14 protein-coding genes are annotated in these 19,401 nt (G+C 61.8%); 11 read left to right on the top strand and 3 right to left on the bottom strand.

Annotated features, from left to right (window positions below; all coding sequences use genetic code 11):
* Nucleotides 1–32 precede the first annotated feature (32 nt).
* From pqqD to LMTR3_RS07200, 8 genes are all read left to right on the top strand, one after another.
* Nucleotides 33–344 carry a pyrroloquinoline quinone biosynthesis peptide chaperone PqqD gene (pqqD, locus tag LMTR3_RS07235; RefSeq protein ID WP_065744407.1) on the top strand — a complete coding sequence of 104 codons (312 nt, stop codon included), beginning with the start codon at nucleotides 33–35 and terminating at the stop codon, nucleotides 342–344.
* Nucleotides 341–1,555 (top strand): pyrroloquinoline quinone biosynthesis protein PqqE, encoded by a 1,215-nt coding sequence (pqqE, locus tag LMTR3_RS07230; protein WP_065744406.1) that lies wholly within the window; start codon nucleotides 341–343, stop codon nucleotides 1,553–1,555. The genes pqqD and pqqE overlap by 4 nt, the downstream gene beginning before the upstream one ends.
* Entirely contained in the window at nucleotides 1,545–2,531 is a 987-nt protein-coding gene (pip, locus tag LMTR3_RS07225) for a prolyl aminopeptidase (RefSeq protein ID WP_065744405.1), read from the top strand. The genes pqqE and pip overlap by 11 nt, the downstream gene beginning before the upstream one ends.
* A gap of 11 nt (nucleotides 2,532–2,542) precedes the next feature.
* Nucleotides 2,543–3,208: a DUF4286 family protein gene (locus LMTR3_RS07220; RefSeq protein WP_065744404.1), complete on the top strand. Its 666-nt coding sequence runs from the start codon at nucleotides 2,543–2,545 to the stop codon at nucleotides 3,206–3,208.
* A 431-nt stretch (nucleotides 3,209–3,639) separates the two neighbouring features.
* A complete protein-coding gene (gene chrA, locus LMTR3_RS07215) occupies nucleotides 3,640–4,839 on the top strand; it encodes a chromate efflux transporter (protein ID WP_065744403.1) in 1,200 nt (399 codons plus the stop codon).
* A gap of 252 nt (nucleotides 4,840–5,091) precedes the next feature.
* Nucleotides 5,092–6,891, top strand: a complete 1,800-nt coding sequence (locus LMTR3_RS07210; RefSeq protein ID WP_065744402.1) for an FAD-dependent oxidoreductase — start codon at nucleotides 5,092–5,094, stop codon at nucleotides 6,889–6,891.
* Nucleotides 6,861–8,711, top strand: a complete 1,851-nt coding sequence (locus tag LMTR3_RS07205) for a 2-oxoacid:acceptor oxidoreductase subunit alpha (RefSeq protein ID WP_065744401.1) — start codon at nucleotides 6,861–6,863, stop codon at nucleotides 8,709–8,711. The genes LMTR3_RS07210 and LMTR3_RS07205 overlap by 31 nt, the downstream gene beginning before the upstream one ends.
* Nucleotides 8,708–9,763, top strand: coding sequence for a 2-oxoacid:ferredoxin oxidoreductase subunit beta (locus LMTR3_RS07200; protein ID WP_065744400.1), 1,056 nt, complete (start codon nucleotides 8,708–8,710; stop codon nucleotides 9,761–9,763). The genes LMTR3_RS07205 and LMTR3_RS07200 overlap by 4 nt, the downstream gene beginning before the upstream one ends.
* On the opposite strand, the gene LMTR3_RS07195 is transcribed toward LMTR3_RS07200, so the two are convergent.
* From LMTR3_RS07195 to LMTR3_RS07185, 3 genes are read right to left on the bottom strand one after another with little or no spacing between them, the layout of a single operon-like run.
* Complete coding sequence (locus LMTR3_RS07195; protein ID WP_065744399.1) at nucleotides 9,764–11,308, bottom strand: SpoVR family protein; 1,545 nt, start codon at nucleotides 11,306–11,308, stop codon at nucleotides 9,764–9,766.
* Complete coding sequence (locus tag LMTR3_RS07190) at nucleotides 11,305–12,576, bottom strand: YeaH/YhbH family protein (protein WP_176721832.1); 1,272 nt, start codon at nucleotides 12,574–12,576, stop codon at nucleotides 11,305–11,307. The genes LMTR3_RS07195 and LMTR3_RS07190 overlap by 4 nt, the downstream gene beginning before the upstream one ends.
* Before the next feature lie 19 nt (nucleotides 12,577–12,595).
* The gene (locus tag LMTR3_RS07185; RefSeq protein WP_065744397.1) at nucleotides 12,596–14,539 is read right to left on the bottom strand and encodes a PrkA family serine protein kinase; all 1,944 of its coding nucleotides are present in this window, start codon (nucleotides 14,537–14,539) and stop codon (nucleotides 12,596–12,598) included.
* Between the two features lie 506 nt (nucleotides 14,540–15,045).
* Between LMTR3_RS07185 and LMTR3_RS07180 the strand changes: the two genes are divergently transcribed.
* The 3 genes from LMTR3_RS07180 to LMTR3_RS07170 all read left to right on the top strand — a co-directional run bounded on the left by LMTR3_RS07180 (nucleotide 15,046) and on the right by LMTR3_RS07170 (nucleotide 19,401).
* Nucleotides 15,046–15,651 carry a hypothetical protein gene (locus LMTR3_RS07180; protein ID WP_065744396.1) on the top strand — a complete coding sequence of 202 codons (606 nt, stop codon included), beginning with the start codon at nucleotides 15,046–15,048 and terminating at the stop codon, nucleotides 15,649–15,651.
* A 45-nt stretch (nucleotides 15,652–15,696) separates the two neighbouring features.
* Nucleotides 15,697–16,146: a DsrE family protein gene (locus LMTR3_RS07175; protein ID WP_065744395.1), complete on the top strand. Its 450-nt coding sequence runs from the start codon at nucleotides 15,697–15,699 to the stop codon at nucleotides 16,144–16,146.
* Between the two features lie 408 nt (nucleotides 16,147–16,554).
* Nucleotides 16,555–19,401, top strand: coding sequence for a bifunctional transaldolase/phosoglucose isomerase (locus LMTR3_RS07170; RefSeq protein ID WP_065744394.1), 2,847 nt, complete (start codon nucleotides 16,555–16,557; stop codon nucleotides 19,399–19,401).

The raw sequence follows: 19,401 nt of genomic DNA, 5'->3' as shown, positions 1-19,401 counted from the left end.
GACAGGAAACGGACAAAGGGAACTAGCGATCGATGGCTCCAGGCCGCAACATCAGTGTCAGCGAGGCGAGCCGGCCGAAATTGCCGCGCCACGCCCGCTTGAAGTTCGATGAGACGCGGCAGGTCTGGGTGATCCTGGCGCCGGAGCGCGTGCTGGCGCCGGATGAGATCGCAGTTGAGGTATTGCAACTTTGCGACGGCGTGCGCAGCGTGGCCGACATGGTCGATCAGCTCGCCGCCAAATACGCCGCGCCGCGCGAGGCGATTTTGACCGACGTCACTGCCATGCTGCAGGACCTCGCCGACAAGGGCTTTCTGACCGAAGCGCGTGAGAAGACGTCATGACCACCGACATTCTCGCAGAGGGCAAAACAGCCAGCGCCGCGCCGCCCAGTGACGGGCTCGCGGTGCTCGAACAGAAGCGTTCGACCGCGGAGACGTTCGGCATTCCGCTTGCCGTGCTCGCCGAACTGACGCACCGCTGCCCGCTGCAATGCCCCTATTGCTCCAACCCGGTTGAGCTCGACCGCGGCAGCAGCGAATTGACTACAGAAGAATGGAAGAAGGTCTTGAGCGAGCTCGCCGAAATCGGCGTGCTGCAAATCCATTTCTCCGGCGGCGAACCGACCGCGCGCAAGGACCTGGTGGAGCTGGTGCAGCATGCGACCGATGTCGGGCTGTACAGCAATCTCATTACATCGGCGGTGCTGTTGACCAAGGAAAAGCTGTCCGCGCTCGCTGATGCCGGGCTCTGCCATGTGCAGATCAGCTTCCAGGGCAACGAGCCGATCGTGGCCGACCGCGTTGCAGGGCTGAAAAATGCGCATGAGAAAAAGCTTGAAGTCGCTAAATGGACGCGCGAGCTCGACCTGCCTCTGACGGTGAACGCGGTCATGCACCGCCAGAACTTGCACCAACTCCCTGATATCATTCAGATGGCAGTCGATCTCGACGCCGACCGGCTGGAAGTCGCCAACGTCCAGTATTACGGCTGGGCCTTGAAGAACCGCGCGGCGCTGATGCCGACGCTCGAACAGATCGAGGAAACCAGCCGGATCGTCGAGGAAGCCGCGACGCGCCTGAAGGGCATTCTCGCCATCGACTATGTGGTGCCGGATTATTACGCGCTGCGGCCGAAGAAATGCATGGGCGGCTGGGGCCGGCAGTTCTTCAACATCTCGCCCGCGGGCAAGGTGCTGCCCTGCCACGCCGCGGAAAGCATTACCGGGCTCGAATTCGAATCCGTCCGCTCAAACCACTCGATCGCCTGGATCTGGCAGAACTCGGAAGCCTTCAACCGCTATCGCGGCACCGGCTGGATGCCCGAGCCGTGCAAGAGCTGCGAGTTCCGCGAGATCGATTTCGGCGGCTGCCGCTGCCAGGCGTTTGCGCTGACGGGTGACGCCGGCAATACCGACCCGGCCTGCACGCTGTCGCCGATGCACGAGCAGATCTTCAAGGACGCCGAACGCGAGGCTGCCGCGCACCAGGACCGCTTCCTCTACCGCAATTTCGCCGGCGGCACGCTGGAGACTGAGGGCGAGCATGGCGCCTGATGCCGACGCCGGCAAATCCATCAAACGCGCCGACCCCTTTGCGCCGCTGACGTCGGAGCAGCTCGCGGTCGGCGAAGGCCACGACATCCATGTCGAGAGCATCGGCCGGCCTGATGGCATTCCAGCGGTCTATCTGCATGGCGGCCCCGGCAGCGGCTGCCAGCCCGATCATCGCCGGCTGTTCGATCCCGAACGTTTTCATGCTGTACTGCTCGACCAGCGCGGTGCCGGACGCAGCCGCCCCAAGGGTCGTCGCGAAGCCAACACGCTGCCGCATCTGATCGCCGATATGGAAATGATCCGCGAGAAATTCGGCTTTCAGCGCTGGATGGTCGTCGGCGGCTCCTGGGGCGCCACGCTGGCGCTGGCCTATGCGCAGGCCCATCCCGACCGCGTCAGCGGCATCGTGCTTCGCGCTACTTTCCTGGGCACGACCGAGGAAATCGAAAACGGTTTTCTAAAAGTGCTGCCGCGGTTCTATCCAGGGCTCTACGACGACTTCATGAGCGTGTTGCCGGAAAGCGAGCGCGCGCAACCGCTGCAGGCCTATTTCCGCCGGATCCTCGATTCCAATCCCGACGTGCATATTCCTGCCGCGCGGGCATGGGGCGAAACCGAACGTATTCTTTCCGAACACACGCCGAACCGCACGCGCCTCGACCGCTCAACGCTGAATTCATCGCGCGGCCTGCCGGCGACGCCCTTCATGGAAGCGCATTATTTTGCCAATGACTGCTTCATGCAGCCCAATCAATTGTTGCGGGAAGCGGGTAAGCTCAAAGACATCCCCGGCATCATCGTGCAGGGCCGTTATGATCTGCTGTGCCCGCCTGCGACCTCGCATGCGCTTGCCGCCGTGTGGCAGGAAGCCGAAATTCGCTTTGTCGAGGGCGCCGGCCACACGCTGTACGATCCCGGTGTCCGCGACACCGTAATGAAGGCAATCGCGGACATGGCGTCCCAGGCCAGCAAATAGGAAACAAGAAAATGCCGATCGCCGGAAAGGGCATGCTGCTGACGTCGATGAATATCGATGCCGAGCACGAAGCCGAGTTCAATCGCTGGTATGATCGCGAACACCTCGAAGAGCGCGTCGTCATCGAAGGTTTTCTCGAGGCGCGCCGCTACGTCGCGCATGACGCCGACCCGAAATATCTCAGCCTCTATTCCACCGAGACGTTCGAGGTGCTGGATAGTCCGGCCTATCGCACCGCGCTGGCGAACCAGACCGCGTGGTCGAAGGCCAACATCGCTCGTTTCAAAAACATGATTCGCGCGGTCGCGCGCATCACGATCAGCCAAGGCACCGGCCGCGGCGCGGCGCTCGGCATCGTCAGGCTGCGTCCCAGCGGCGATGGCGAGGAGAAGCTGCGCGCCGCGCTGAGCGAACAGCTCGATCCCGCAGAGCTTGACGGTATTATTTCCCTGCACCTTATCGAGAGCGACCCGGCGCTGTCGAAGCCGATCACCGACGATCCCTCCGCGTCCGATCCCGGCGCCGGCGACTGGTTCGTGCTGATTGACGCGATCGATGTCGGCGCGGTGCCTGCGGCCATGCTGCGCTTTTCCGGCAATATCGCGTTGAAACCGCTGATCATCTCGAGCGGAATCTACCGGCTGATGTGGGATCTGGCGAAGAGCGATATCGGCTAGGCGCTTTCCCCGCTGCCGGTAGCGTGCGCAGGTACGTGAACCCGGTTGGCGGCTTGATCGCGGCGTTCCGGAACGGTAACTAGCGATGTCGCCCGTAAAAACCCGGTGAAGGCGTTGTTAACGCGATGTCGAGTAAACCGGTGGCCAAGATTGCTTTCTGGCATGAATTGCCTGGTCCGGAGCGGGTCCGCAACATTGGTGCTTGCGCCAGGCGGCTTCGATTCTTCTTCTCGTAACGGTCGAATGCCTTGATAAGGCAGGTGAGAACTTCTGCCAAAGTCTCTAATATCGCTTTCAGTTACCCTGCTGATGTTATCTCTCAGATGTGCGATGGTCGCGTGGAAGCGCTCCTTCTTGCAGGTGCTGGGGCGATCGATCGGCTGAAGATGCCACATGCATCTACTTTTCAGCCCACACTGGAGTTGCATTGCATGCCGGAAAAGTCCGCGGGCACTATCGCCGAGGTTTTTACCGCCTTCCTCAAGCTCGGCCTCACATCGTTCGGGGGACCGATCGCGCATCTCGGCTACTTCAGGACCGAATTCGTCGAGCAGCGGAAATGGCTCAGCGAAAGCAGTTACGCTGATATCGTTGCGCTCTGCCAGTTCCTGCCGGGCCCGGCGTCCAGCCAGGTCGGCTTCGCCCTCGGCGTACTACGCGGCAACGGCCTGCTCGGCGGGTTAGCTGCGTGGTTCGCTTTTACCATGCCATCGGCCATCATTCTCTTCGCTTTCGCGCTCGGTGCGAGCGTCCTCACTGGCCTGTTTGCCGAAGGCATTCTTCACGGCCTGAAGCTGGTGGCGGTTGCTGTGGTCGCACAGGCCATCTGGGGTATGGCGAGCAGCCTGACGCCGGACCGCGAACGCGCCGCCATCGCGCTTGCAGCGGTCATCATCGCGGTGTTCGTCGGCGGGTCGTTCGGCCAGATCGGCGCCATTGTGCTGGGCGCGCTGGCCGGGCTCTGGCTGTGCCGCGGAGACGGGCCCGCGCCGACCGGCCATCTCAGCTTCTCGGTATCACATCGACTTGGCGCCGCCGCACTTGTGCTCTTCGCACTGCTGTTTCTGGTCACGCCGCTGGTGACCGCAAAAACCGGCTCGCAAGGGCTTGCCCTGTTCGACGCCTTCTATCGTTCCGGCGCCCTGGTGTTCGGCGGCGGCCATGTCGTGCTGCCGCTATTGCAGGCAGAAGTCGTAACGCCGGGCTGGGTCAGCAACGAGGATTTCCTGGCCGGTTACGGCATGGCGCAAGCAGTGCCCGGACCGCTGTTCACGTTCGCGGCCTATCTCGGCGCCGTCGCAGAGCCCGCCCCTAACGGGCTCGCCGGCGCTTCGATTGCCCTCATCGCCTTGTCCCTGCCGGGACTGCTGCTGGTCTACGGCATGCTGCCGTTCTGGGACGCGCTGCGCCTGCGCCCCAGGGCCCAGGCCGCGATGCGCGGCACCAATGCCGCCGTCGTCGGCATCCTTGGCGCCGCGCTCTACAATCCGGTCTGGACCAGCGCCGTGCTCACACCACGTGACTTCGCCGTCGCGCTGGCGGGCTTCCTGCTGCTGACGGTCTGGAAGCTGCCGCCATGGATTGTCGTCGTCATTCTTGCTGCGGCTGGAGCTTTGCTGCGGCTGACCTGACGTCTGCCCGTTCATCAGCATTAAATCAAAGCTGCACTGCACATGCTGCAGTGCAAATCAGCGCTGCGACGCTAAGTCCACGCCTCCATGCAATTGAAAGCTGGAGATCGCGCAAAATTGCCTTTGTGCCCGCTCTGGAATGGCTCTAATAAGATAAGCCTATGATCCAATTCAAAAACCACAAGAACGCTCGTTAAGCGTTCGCAGGCAAAATAAGGCCGCGTTTCCTAAGCTTGCGCGGACAAGGTAGGAATGAAACCGACTGATATCTCGGCGCCAGACTACTTTCACAAAGTGGTTGATTGCCAATGGGCCTGCCCCGCACACACCCCGGTTCCCGAGTACATCCGTTTGATTGCCGAGGGGCGTTATAGCGACGCCTACATGATCAACTGGAAATCGAATGTGTTTCCCGGAATTCTGGGGCGCACCTGCGATCGTCCATGCGAGCCCGCCTGCCGGCGCGGCCGCGTCGAGGAAAACCCGGTTGCGATCTGCCGCCTGAAGCGCGTTGCCGCCGACTTCAAGGACGACGTCAAGCACCGCATGCCGAGGCCATCGGCGAAGAACGGCAAGCGCATCGCACTGGTCGGCGGCGGGCCTGCGTCGCTTGCGGTGGCGCGGGACCTCGCACCGCTCGGCTATCACTGCACTGTGTTCGATTCCGATCCCAAGGCGGGCGGCATGATGCGGAGCCAGATTCCAAAGTTCCGCCTGCCTGACACCGTCATCGACGAGGAAACCGGCTACATCCTCGACCTCGGCGTCGAGTTCAAGGGCGGCCACCGCGTCGACAGCCTGAAGAAGCTGCTCAACGAGAACTACGACGCGATCTTTATCGGCTCCGGCGCGCCGCGCGGCCGCGAACTCGACATCCCCGGCCGCAAGGAAGCGGCTGGCAATATCCATATCGGCATCGAATGGCTGGCATCGGTCTCGTTCGGCCATGTCGAGAAGATCGGCCGCCGCGTGATCGTGCTCGGCGGCGGCAACACCGCGATGGATTGTTGCCGCACCGCGCGCCGACTCGGCGGCGAGGACGTCAAAGTGATCGTGCGCTCCGGCTTCGAGGAGATGAAGGCAAGCCCCTGGGAGAAGGAAGACGCCCTTCACGAGGATATTCCGATCCTCAATTACATGGTGCCGGTGGCATTCAAGCATGTAAGCGGCAAGCTGATCGCCGTTACCTTCCAGAAGGTGAAGGCCGAATACGACGCCAAGGGCCGTCGTAATCTGGTGCCCTCGGGCGAGCCGAACCAGACCATCCCTTGCGACGACGTGCTGGTCGCCGTCGGCCAGGAGAACGCGTTCCCCTGGATCGAGCGCGACTGCGGCATCGAGTTCGACAAATGGAACATGCCGCAGGTCGATCCCAACACCTTCGTATCGACCAATCCGAAAGTGTTCTTCGGCGGCGACGCGGCGTTCGGTCCGAAGAACATCATCTGGGCGGTGGCGCACGGCCACGACGCGGCGCTGTCGATCCACAAGATGCTCTCAGGCGAGGACATCAACGAGCGTCCGCTGCCCGAGGTAAACGTCTTCTCGCAGAAGATGGGCATCCACGAGTGGAGTTACGACAACGACATCTCCGGCGACAAGCGCTTCAAGGTGCCGCATCGCGACAAGGTGATCGCGCTAAAGGACATCAAGGCGGAGGTCGAGCTCGGCTATGACGTCAAGCTCGCGCTCGGCGAGGCGCAGCGCTGCCTGAACTGCGACGTGCAGACCATATTCTCGGCGCCCGCCTGCATCGAATGCGACGCCTGCGTCGACATCTGCCCGATGGATTGCATCACGTTTACAGAGAACGGCGAGGAGGACGACCTGCGGCAGCGGCTGAAAGCGCCGTCGCCGCATCACGACCAGGCGCTCTATGTCGCCGAAGGGCTCAAGACCGGCCGCGTCATGGTGAAGGATGAAGACGTCTGCCTGCATTGCGGGCTGTGCGCCGAGCGTTGTCCGACCGGCGCCTGGGACATGCAAAAATACCTCATCGATATGACTTACGCGGGATCAACATGTCAGTCAAAAGCCCGATCAGCAGCGTAAACGACTTCGTCGTCCGCTTCGCCAACGTCAACGGTTCGGGTTCAGCCAGCGCCAACGAACTGTTCGCGCGCTCGATCCTGCGCCACGGCGTTCCGGTCTCACCGCGCAATATCTTCCCCTCGAACATCCAGGGGCTTCCGACCTGGTATGAGGTGCGCGTGACGGAGGCCGGCCATCTCGGCGCCCGCGGCGGCGTCGATTTGATGGTGGCGATGAACCCGCAGACCTGGGACAAGGACGTCGCCTCGATCGAGCCCGGCGGCTATCTGTTCTACGATTCGACAAAACCGATGCCGTCGTCGAAATTCCGCGCCGACATCACCGTGATCGGCGTGCCGCTGACCGCAATCACCAATTCGACCTATACCGATCCGCGCCAGCGCCAGCTCTTCAAGAACATCATCTATCTCGGCGCGCTCTGCGCCCTGCTCGATCTCGATCCCAAGCTGGTCGAGCAACTGATCGGCGAACAGTACAAGGGCAAGGAAAAACTGCTGTCGTCGAATGTCCACGCGCTGCATCTCGGCCGCGACTGGGCACTGCAGAACCTGAAGTGCCCGATCGGTTTGCAAGTGAAGAAGTCCGACAAGGTCGGCGACCGCATCTTCATGGAAGGCAACAGCGCGGCGGCGCTAGGGGCGGTCTATGGCGGCGCCACCGTCTGCGCCTGGTATCCGATCACGCCGTCGTCGTCGGTGGCGGAAGCCTTCACGAGTCACTGCAAGAAACTGCGGCACGACCCTGAGACGGGCAAGGCGAAATACGCGATCGTGCAAGGCGAGGATGAGCTCGCATCCATCGGCATCGTGATCGGGGCCTCCTGGAACGGCGCGCGCGCCTTCACCGCAACCTCCGGCCCCGGCATTTCCCTGATGACTGAATTCATCGGCCTGTCCTACTTCGCGGAAATTCCGGCCGTGATCATGAACATCCAGCGCGCCGGCCCCTCGACGGGCATGCCGACGCGTACCCAGCAATGCGACATCATCGCCTGCGCCTATGCCTCGCACGGCGACACCAAGCACGTTCTGCTGTTCCCGGAAGACCCGGCCGAAGCGTTCGAGTTCGCCGCACAATCATTCGATCTCGCCGAGCGGCTGCAAACCATGATCTTCCTGATGCTCGACCTCGACATCGGCATGAACCACCGCCTCTGCCGCCCGCTGAAGTGGGACGACGCCAGGCAGTATGACCGCGGCAAGGTGATGACTGCGGAAATGCTCGATGAACCGGGGCGCGATTTCGGCCGCTATCTCGATGTCGACGGCGATGGCATCCCCTACCGCACCTATCCCGGCACGCATCCGACCAAAGGCTCGTTCTTCACCCGCGGCACCTCGCGCGACCGTTACGCGCGCTATTCGGAGGAAGGCGCCATCTACGCCGACAACATGCAGCGGCTGGTGCGCAAGTTCGAGACCGCGCAGGACATGGTGCCGCGGCCGCTGCAGGCCAACGCCGCCAAGCCGACCAAATACGGCGTGATCTATTTCGGCTCGACCTCACCCGCGATGGACGAGGCGATCGGGATATTGGAAGCGCGCGGGCATCAGCTCGACCGCCTGCGCATCCGCGCCTTCCCGTTCCACTCCAGCGTTGCGAGCTTCATTGCCGATCATGATTTCGTGTACGTGGTCGAGCAGAACCGCGACGGCCAGTTGCGGCAGTTGATCGTCAACGAGAACGGCATCGATCCGGTCCGGCTGGTGCCGATCCTGCACTATGACGGCACCCCGATCACCGCTCGTTTCATCGCAAATGCGATCGGCGACCACCAGGATCATCTGAAAGTGACCCCCCTCCGCAAGGCCGTGTCATGACCTACATTGCAAAGCCGAAATTCCAGCATCCGGGCCTGCCGAAGAACGAACTCGGCTACACCCACCGGGATTACGAGGGGAAAGTTTCGACCCTGTGCGCCGGCTGCGGCCACGACTCGATCACCGCCTCGATCATCGAGGCCTGCTATGAGCTGTCGATCGAGCCGCACCGGGTGGCGAAGATCTCCGGCATCGGGTGCTCGTCGAAGACGCCGGACTATTTCCTCGGCAATTCGCACGGCTTCAATTCGGTGCACGGCCGGATGCCGTCGGTCCTGACCGGCGCCAACCTCGCCAATCGCGATCTGATCTATCTCGGTGTCTCCGGCGACGGCGATAGCGCCTCGATCGGCTTCGGCCAGTTCGCGCATTCGATCCGGCGCGCCGTCAACATGACCTACATCGTCGAGAACAACGGCGTCTACGGCCTGACCAAGGGGCAATTTTCGGCGACCGCCGATCGCGGCTCGAAGTCGAAAAAGGGTGTGATGAACACCGACAACGCCATCGACCTGGTGGCGATCGCGCTGCAATTGGGCGCGAGCTTCGTGGCGCGCAGCTTCTCCGGCGACAAGAGCCAACTCGTGCCGCTGATCGCAGCCGCGATCCGGCACAAGGGCGCGGCGTTCATCGACGTCATCAGTCCCTGCATCGCCTTCAACAATCACGCCGGCTCGACCAAGAGCTTTGACTATGTCCGCGAGCACAACGATGCGGTGAACCGCCTCGACGTGCTCACCGGCCGCGACCCGATCACGGTCGAATATGCGCCGGGCACGGTGCAGGTGGTCGAGCAGCACGACGGCACGCGGCTGGCGCTGCGCAAGATCGACGCCGACTACGACGCCAACGACCGTCTGGCCGCCATGACCTTCCTGCAGAAACACGCCGCCAAGGGCCAGGTCGTCACCGGGTTGCTCTATGTCGATCCGGACGCGGAAGACCTCCACACCCATCTCGACACCGTCGAGACGCCGCTCAACACGCTGGAAGCCAAGGATTTGTGCCCCGGCTCGGCGGCGCTGGAAAAGATCAACGCCAGCCTGCGGTAGCTACGCTACTGCGGCGATCTTCCGCGGATTTGCAACGTACTCCTTCAAGACCGTGCCGGATGCATCGGCCTCGACGAGAGACACGTCGTAGGTCCATAGATCGGCAAGGTGCTGCAGCACGCGCTTGGTGTCGGCCTCGGTGAGCTGTGCACCCTTCACCACGGTGTGGCGCAACATCAGGCGACGATCGCCGGCAAGGTCGACATCGACGACTTCGATATTCGGGTCGATGAAACCGACATCGTACTGCCGCGCCAGTTCGCGCCGTAGCCGGCGGTAGCCGCGCTCGTCGTGGATGGCGTCGACCAGGATGCCGGAGCGCTCCTCCGGATCGTCATGCAGATGGAACATGCGGAAGTGCCGCATCAGCCGCGGGCTCATGAACTGGCTGATGAAGCTTTCATCGCGATAATTGGCCCAGATGTCGCGCAACACGCCCATCGTGTCGCCGGTCCCGGCGATATCCGGAAACCAATCGCGGTCCTCGGCTTCCGGATTGGTGACGATGCGCTCGATGTCCTGCATCATCGCAAATCCCAGCGCATACGGATTGAAGCCGGAATAGCGCGGATCGTCGAACTCGGGCTGGAACACGACGTTGGTGTGCGACTGCAGGAATTCAAGGAAATTGCCGTCCGTCAGCCGCCCCTGCTCGTGCAGCCGGCTGATGATGCGATAGTGAACGTAGGTCGCCGTACCCTCGTTCATCACCTTGGTCTGGCTCTGCGGATAGAAGTATTGCGCGATGTGCCGCACGATCCGCAATATTTCGCGCTGCCAAGGCTTCAGTCGCGGCGCCGTCTTCTCGAGAAAATACAGCAGGTTTTCCTGCGGTAGACCGAGCATCTGGCGACGTCGTTCGACGTCCAGTACCGCGCCGCTCTTGGCCGGGCCGGTGGGAACGGTGCGCCATAGATCGTTGAAGGCGCTCTCCTCATGGGCACGGCGCCTGCCCGCCCGCTTTTCCTCCGCGCGAAGATCGAGGCTCTTCTTGCCGGGATAGCGATCGATGCCGTGCGACATCAAGGCGTGCGCGGCGTCGAGCGTGTGCTCGACCGCCAGCCGGCCATGGCGCTCCTCGCAGTGCGCCACATAGCGCTTGGCGAATTCGAGATAGTCGAGAATGCCGTCGGCATCGGTCCATTGCTTGAACAGATAGTTGTTCTTGAAGAAGTGATTGTGGCCGAACGCGGCATGCGCGATGACGAGCGTCTGCATCGTCGCGGTGTTTTCCTCCATCAGGTAGGATATGCACGGCGAGGAATTAATGACGATCTCGTAGGCCAGACCCATCAGTCCCTTGCGGTAGGACGCCTCCTGAAAGGCAAAGTGCTTGCCGAACGACCAATGCTTGTAGAACAGAGGCATGCCGACCGACGAATAGGCATCCAGCATCTGCTCGGCGGTAATGACCTCGATCTGGTTGGGGTAGACGTCGAGCCCCAATTCGTCCCGCGCAATCTGCTCGCAGGCATCGCAGATCCGCTGTAGCGTCCGGAAATCCCAGTCGGCCCCCTCAAACAGCAACTGGTCGGTCGTGGTCATGACCCGGTCCTTTCCTGCTGGCCACGGCGCTGGAAGAGATCGTGAAACACCGGGAATATCTCGCTGCGCTCGTTGACCTTGCGCATCGACAGCGGCGCACCATTCGCACGCAAGCCCTCGTAAAGGGTCCAGAGCGCCGAATTGGGCATTTCGTAGGACAGGCCGTTTTCCTGGCCGACTTCCAGGTAGGCAAAAAACTGGGTGACCGGCAGGATATTGTCGGTGAGGAGCCGGCTCGCGACTTCGCCGTCCGAGTAGGAATTGTCCCCGTCGGAAGCCTGTGCAGCGTAGATGTTCCAGTCCGCCGGCCGGAACCGCGACCGCACAATGTCATGCATCGCCTGCAACGCGCTTGACACCAGCGTGCCGCCGGAAGCCGGGCCGTAAAAGAACGTCTGCTCGTCGACCTCTTCGGCCCGGTCGGTATGCCGGATGAAAACGATCTCGACGTGCCGATAGCGCCGCTTCAGGAAAACGTAGAGCAGCATATAGAAGCGCTTGGCGAGATCCTTCATATGCTCGGTCATCGAACCGGAGACGTCCATCAGGCAGAACATCACGGCCTGCGCCACAGGCTTCGGTACCGTCTCGAAACGCCGGTACCGGATGTCGATCGGATCGATGAACGGGATGCGGCGCATCTTTGCCTTCAGGGCCTCGATCTCGGCCATGAGCTCGGCGCGACGCTCCTCGCTGCAATCCAAAAGCTCCGCTTCGAGGGCCTCCAGCACCTCCCGCCTCGGTCGCCGTAGCGCAACGCGCCGCGCCAGAGCGCGACTTACCGTTCGGCTCACCGAGATGTTGGCAGGCGATCCGGATGTTGTGTAACCGGCCCGGCGAATGCCTTCGCTCTCCACCTCAGCCAGCTTTCGCTTGGCAAGATCAGGCAATTCCAGGTCGTCCAGGAACAGGTCGACAAACTCGTCGCGACTGAGAACGAAGCGGAACGTATCTTCGCTGTCGCCCTCGCCCGCTCCTCTTCCCTTGCCGCCGCTCTGGTTTGGCCGCGGCAGGATATCGCCTTCGACGAACTTCTTGTTTCCAGGCAGCACCATGTCGCGCGTGCCGCCTTCGCGGCGAAAACGCGGCTCGTCCATACCGTCGATCGGGACGCTGACCTCGCCGCCTTCCAGGACATCCTTGATGTCCCGGCTCTGCGACGATTTCTTCACAGCTCCCTGGACCAGCGCCTTGGCCCTGCGCAGAAAGCGCTGGCGATTCTCAAGACTCTTGCTGCCTGGATTCAGGCGCCGGTCGACGATGTGAATAGCCACGTTTTCATCCGCCTCAACCAGCCTGTTTTACGCGCATGTACCACTCGACCAGCCTGCGGACTTGCCGCTCGGTATAGCCGCGCTCGACCATGCGCGCGACAAAGTCGTCATGCTTCTTTTCGGTGTCACCGTCCTTCTTCGAGCCGAAGGAAATCACGGGCAACAGATCCTCGACCTGGGAGAATATCCGCTTCTCGATCACTTCCCGGATCTTCTCGTAGCTGGTCCACGCCGGATTCTTGCCGCTGTTCTGGGCGCGCGACCGCAGCGAGAACTTGACGACCTCGTTGCGGAAGTCCTTGGGATTGGCAATGCCGGCCGGCTTTTCGATCTTGGTCAGCTCCTGATTGAGCAGGTCACGATCGAGCAGTTGTCCGGTGTCCGGGTCCTTGAAGTCCTGATCCTCGATCCAGGCATCGGCATAATCGACATAGCGATCGAACAGGTTCTGGCCGTAATCCGCATAGGATTCGAGATAGGCCTTCTGGATCTCGTTCCCGATGAATTCGGCGTAGCGCGGCGCCAGTTCCGCCTTGATGAATTCGAGGTAACGCTTCTCGACTTCGTCGGGAAGCTGCTCGCGCCGGATCGCCTGCTCCAGCGTGTACATCAGATGGACCGCGTCGGCACCGACCTCGTTGGTGTCGTGGTTGAAGGTCGCGGCGAGAACCTTGAAGGCGAAGCGGGTCGAAACGCCGTCCATGCCTTCATCGACGCCGGCAGCGTCCTTGTATTCCTGAACGCTGCGCGCCTTCGGATCCGACTCCTTCAGGCTTTCACCGTCGTAGATCCGCATCTTGGCGAACAAGGTGGAATTCTCGTGCTTGCGCAACCGCGACATCACCGAGAAGCGCGCCATGGTTTCCAGCGTGGCCGGGGCGCACGGGGCCGTGGCCAGTTCGGAGCTCTGGATCAGCTTCTCGTAGATCTTCTGTTCTTCGGCAACCCGCAGGACGTACGGCACCTTGATGACGCAGATGCGGTCGATGAACGCCTCATTGTTCTTGTTGGCTTTGAAGCTTGTCCATTCGGCCTCGTTGGAGTGGGCGAGAATGACGCCGGTGAAGGGGATCGCACCGATATTCTCGGTCCCGATATAGTTGCCCTCCTGCGTCGCCGTCAGCAGCGGATGCAGCATCTTGATCGGCGCCTTGAACATCTCGACGAATTCGAGAATGCCCTGGTTGGCGCGATTGAGGCCGCCCGAATAGCTGTAGGCGTCGGGATCGTTCTGGGCGAAGGTCTCCAGCTTGCGGATGTCGACCTTGCCGACCAGTGACGAGATATCCTGGTTGTTTTCGTCGCCAGGCTCGGTCTTTGCGATCGCGATCTGCCGCAGCCGCGACGGCTGGATCCTGGCGACGCGGAATTGCGAGATGTCGCCACCGAACGCTTCAAGGCGCTTGTAGCACCACGGACTCATCAGACCACTGAGGCGGCGGCGCGGAATGCCGTACTTCTCCTCCAGCATCGGCCCGAGCGAATCCGGATCGAACAGGCTGAGCGGGCTTTCGAACACGGGGCTGAGTTCGTCGCCGGCCTTCAGCACGTAGATGGGGTGGACTTCCATCAACGACTTGAGGCGCTCGGCGAGCGAGGATTTTCCGCCGCCGACGGGCCCGAGCAGATAAAGGATCTGCTTGCGCTCTTCGAGGCCTTGAGCTGCGTGGCGGAAGAACCCGACGAGGCGCTCGATCGTGTCTTCCATGCCGTAGAAGCCCGCGAAGGCCGGATAGAGCCGCATCGTGCGATTCAAAAAGATACGGCCAAGGCGAGGGTCCTTGGCCGTGTCAATCATCTGGGGCTCGCCGATCGCAGCTAGTAGTCGTTCGGTCGCATTGGCATATCGCATCGGATCGTTTCGACACGACTCGAGATATTCCGCCATCGACATGTCGGCTTGACTTCGAGCTTCGAAGGACCGGGCGAAAGCATTGAACAGAGAATCGTTGTACATGATCCGTCTCTCCATGGTCACCTGTAAATGCCGGACGCACCACTAGGGTTCCAGTATCGGAGCGTCACAGCTTCCGTTCGCGAATCACCGTCAGCACATATGACGATTGGACACGTGAGCGGCTTCACAATGCAATGCAATACTCATGCTAAGGGCCTCTACCTCGTAAAGATACGGTGCCATTTCGCTCGCGTTGTAGCCGGGCAGCAACATTTTTCACCGGGGAAGTACTGAGCAATATGTAAGGGGTTTTTTAAGGATTGTGAGCAGGCGCGGGGCTCGAATCTGCTTCGGCCCGGGCAAGGCGAAGGCGGCAAACGCTGCAATCCCGGGGCTCTGAACGGGGGGTAAACGCCGCATTTATCGCGCATTCAGGGCTTTGGGCGGGCCGCGCTGACGCAAAATGGCCAAATATCCGTCAGGCCAGTCGCCGACCTGAGCGTTTGAACGCACCCGGCGCCACCTGCAACTAAAGTAATATGCCGCGCGTTTAATCCGAGTCTGCCATGAAACATCTCTGGATCGTCACCGCCGCTGCCTCCCTCGTCGGAGCCAATGCCAGTCACGCCCAGGACGGTGTCGACAAGGCCAAAGCCAGCGCATTCGACGCCCGAATGTTCGGCGGCCCGCTCACCCAAAAGACGTATGCCTGCTTCGTGCGTCGTTATGACGCCAACCATCTGACGCAGCATCCGAAGCAGAAGGCCGGCGCAATGAAGCTTTTGGTGACGGCCGAAGACGCGCCGGAGGACAAGACCGTCAATTATTCCTTCCGTCTCGGTTTCAAATATCGCCACCGCGCGGGCAATTTCGATTCCAGCGGCTATTGCAATCACATTGTCGCCGAAAACACCGGCGGCGAAATTCGTCTCGGCTGCAGCATCGATTGCGAAGGCGGCGGCATTGAAGTGGCGATGAAGGATGATAGATCCGCGCTGATCCGGCTGGAGCGGATCAGGATCTGGGAGCGCAACAAAGCCGACGACGATGCCAGCAACGATCTGATTGCCGGCGCCGACGACAAGATTTTCCGTGTCGATCGCGCGGACTTGCGCGAATGCGCCGAGCTCGTGACCGACCGCAAGGAACTTGCGGCGCTCCGGCGCAAATAGAAGACACATTGTTCAAGCTGGAAGGAATTCGAGCTGGGAGGACGCATGCACCGACGCAATATCCTGTGGGGCGCGATTTCGGCGCTCAGTGCAGTCTTTGCTGCCTCTCGCGCCAGTGCGGCGAGCGAAGCAGCACCTACGGCAAAATTGAAAGTGGTTTATCACCTCAACGATCTCGACAAGGTCAATTTCGTGCTCGGCAACATCCAGAATCATCTCGATGGGGTCGGCGGTCCCGACCATGTCACGATCGCGCTGGTGGTTCACGGCCAGGCGCTGCGGGCGTTTCATTCGGCTTCCGTCAATCCCGACCTTTCCCGGCGTGTCGGTCAATTCTCCAAGGCCGGAATCGAACTCGCTGCCTGCGGCAACACCATGAAATCTCAAAATGTCGCGCTGGACGATTTGCTGCCGGGCTTCATTGCCGCCGACCGCGGCGGCGTGGTGCGGATCGCCGAGTTGCAATCGCAGGGTTATCTTTACCTGAGGCCGTGAGGCGTCGCTGATTGACGTGAACAATTCACATCGATCGCTCATTTGGACAATTTGGACGCCGCACTTTCGCCGCTCCATCGCGCTGAATATTTCTGGTGTTCTGATCCAGGCCGCACGAAATCGCGAGACAGCCCGGAGGCGAGAAACGACGGCTCATGACGTTCTCCTTCACGACTTCGTGCAATGGGGCCGTCCGCGTCGCCATACCGAACGCTGGTTCGACCGATCCGCCAGTATCTCGGCGGGTAAGAACGGACTTTTCCGGGATCGAACCGGAGCCGCTGGCGTTATCGTCCCGGACAGCCCCATTCCGCGCCGCTGCACGCCCAACCAAATGTTGACTTTCCGGCCCTGCCCCCGAAAGCTGCCGGAAGCCCAAAAATCGACCGATCGAACAGAACAGGCACCATGAATCCCGTCAAAGCACTCGAAAACCATGGCCAGGCAGTCTGGCTCGACTTCCTCGCCCGCGGCTTCGTCGCCAAGGGCGACCTCAAGGCGCTGATCGATACCGACGGTGTCAAGGGCGTGACGTCGAATCCCTCGATCTTCGAAAAGGCGATCGGCAGCTCGGACGAATATGATGGTGCCATCAGCCACGCCCTGAAAGCGGGCGACCGCCCCGTCGCCGACCTGTTCGAGGCGCTCGCCGTCGAAGACATCCAGAACGCCGCCGATGTGCTGCGCCCGGTGTACGACCATTTAAACGGAAACGACGGCTTCGTCAGCCTTGAGGTCTCGCCCTATCTGGCAACGGATACCGAGGGGACCATTGCGGAAGCCCAACGGCTCTGGAAGGACGTCAAGCGTCAGAACTTGATGGTGAAGGTGCCGGCCACGCCGGAAGGCCTGCCCGCGATCGAACACCTGATCGGCGAAGGCATCAGCATCAACATCACACTGCTGTTTTCGCAAGACGTCTATCGCGAGGTGGCGGAGGCGTACATCGCGGGCCTGGAAAAATACGTCGCCAAGGGCGGCGATCCCTCTCACATCGCCAGCGTTGCGTCTTTCTTCGTCAGTCGCATCGATACTGCGGTCGACAAGCAACTCGACGAGAAGATCGCGAGGGCCAATGACCCCGGTGAGAAGGAGCGGCTGAGCGCGCTGAAGGGCAAGGTCGCCATCGCCAACGCCAAGCTCGCCTATCAGGACTACAAGCGGCTGTTTGCCGGCCCCCGGTGGGAGAAGCTTGCCGCCAGGGGCGCCAGGCCGCAGCGGCTGTTGTGGGCCTCCACCGGCACCAAGAACAAGGACTACAGCGACGTGCTGTATGTCGAGGAGCTTATCGGTCCCAATACCGTCAACACCGTGCCGCCGGCAACGCTCGATGCATTCCGCGACCATGGCAAGCTGAGAGACAGCCTCGAGGAGAATGTCGACGACGCGCGCCGCGTGCTGGAGGAGCTCGAAAAATCCGGCATCTCGCTCGACGCCATCACGGCCGAGCTGGTCAAGGACGGCGTCAAGCTGTTCGCGGACTCTGCCGACAAGCTCTACGGCGCGGTCGCATACAAGCGCGCGACCTCGCTCGGCGGCGGCATCGACCGGCAGCAATTCGCGTTCGGCGATGGCATCGGCAAGGCCGTCGAGAAGAGCACCGAGGAGTGGCGCGCGTCGGCCAAAATCCGAAGGCTGTGGCAAAAAGACAAGTCGGTCTGGACCGGCGACGACGAGAACAAATGGCTGGGCTGGCTGAACAGCGCGGCCGCTGCCAACATTGCCGACTACGAGGATTTTGCCCGCCGCGTGAAGGGGCAGAATTTCAGCGACGCGGTCGTGCTCGGCATGGGCGGATCGAGCCTCGGGCCGGAGGTGCTGGCAGAGACGTTTGCCAGGAAATCCGGTTTCCCGAAGCTGCATGTGCTCGATTCCACCGATCCCGCGCAGGTGCAGGCGATGGAGGAGTCCGTCGACCTCGCCCACACGCTGTTCATCGTCTCCAGCAAGTCCGGCGGCACCACCGAGCCGAATGTGATGAAGGATTACTTCTTCGATCGCGTCGCCAGGACCATCGGCAAGGACAAGGCCGGCCATCGCTTCATCGCGGTCACCGATCCCGGCTCGTCCCTGGAGAAGGTCGCGATCAGCCAAGGCTTTGCCCGCATCTTCCATGGCGATCCCACAATCGGCGGACGCTATTCGGTGCTGTCGCCGTTCGGACTGGTGCCGGCGGCTGCCGCCGGCATTGACGTCCGCAGCCTGATCACGCACGCGCTCGCGATGGTACGCTCCTGCGGCGCCGACGTGCCGCCGCACGAAAATCCGGGCGTGCAGCTCGGACTGGCGATGGGCCTTGCCGGCCTCGACGGCCGCGACAAGGTGACGATCTCCTCGTCGGAGAAGGTCGCGGATTTCGGCGCCTGGGCTGAGCAACTGATCGCCGAATCCACCGGCAAGGAGGGCAAGGGCCTGATCCCGATCGACGGCGAGCCGCTCGGCGACCCCTCGCTTTATGGCGACGACCGCTTCTTCATCGATATCCGGACCGAGGGCGAGGACGACGCTTCGCATGATGATCGGCTCAAGGCACTCGAGGCGGCCGGACATCCCGTGGTTCGCATCGTCATGAAGTCGATCGACCATATCGGACAGGAGTTTTTCCGGTTTGAGATGGCGACCGCCGTCGCAGGTGCGATCCTCGGCATCAATCCGTTCAACCAGCCCGATGTGGAAGCGGCCAAGATCAAGACGCGCGAGTTGACGCGTGCGTTCGAGAAGACCGGATCGCTGCCGACGGAGGAGCCGGTGATTTCGACCGACGAGGCTGATCTTTACACCGACGAGCACAATGCGGCCGAGTTGCGCAAGGCCGGCGCCGACGGCACGCTCGGCTCCTGGATCAAAGCGCATCTTTCGCGCTCCGACGATGGCGACTATGTCGCCCTGCTCGCTTACATCGCGCGTAATCCCGGCACGATCGGCTCGCTGCAAAAGATGCGGCTTGCGGTGCGCGACAAGCATCATCTGGCGACCTGCGCCGAATTCGGCCCGCGCTTCCTGCACTCGACCGGCCAGGCCTACAAGGGCGGTCCCGACAGCGGCGTGTTCCTGCAGATCACGGCCGACGATGCCGAGGATTTGCCGGTGCCCGGACAGAAAGCGAGTTTCGGCATCATCAAGGCGGCGCAGGCGCGCGGCGATTTCGACGTACTCACCGAACGCGGCAGGTGTGCGCTGCGTGTCCATCTCAAGGGCGATCTCGGGTCGGGGCTGTCTGCGCTCGATGCTGCGATCGCAGAGGCGATCAGTTAA

It is taken from the genome of Bradyrhizobium sp. LMTR 3 (assembly GCF_001693485.1).
Lineage (GTDB): Bacteria > Pseudomonadota > Alphaproteobacteria > Rhizobiales > Xanthobacteraceae > Bradyrhizobium.
The sequence above is the reverse complement of the archived record's forward strand: the minus strand, read 5'-3'. Positions and strand labels throughout refer to the sequence as shown.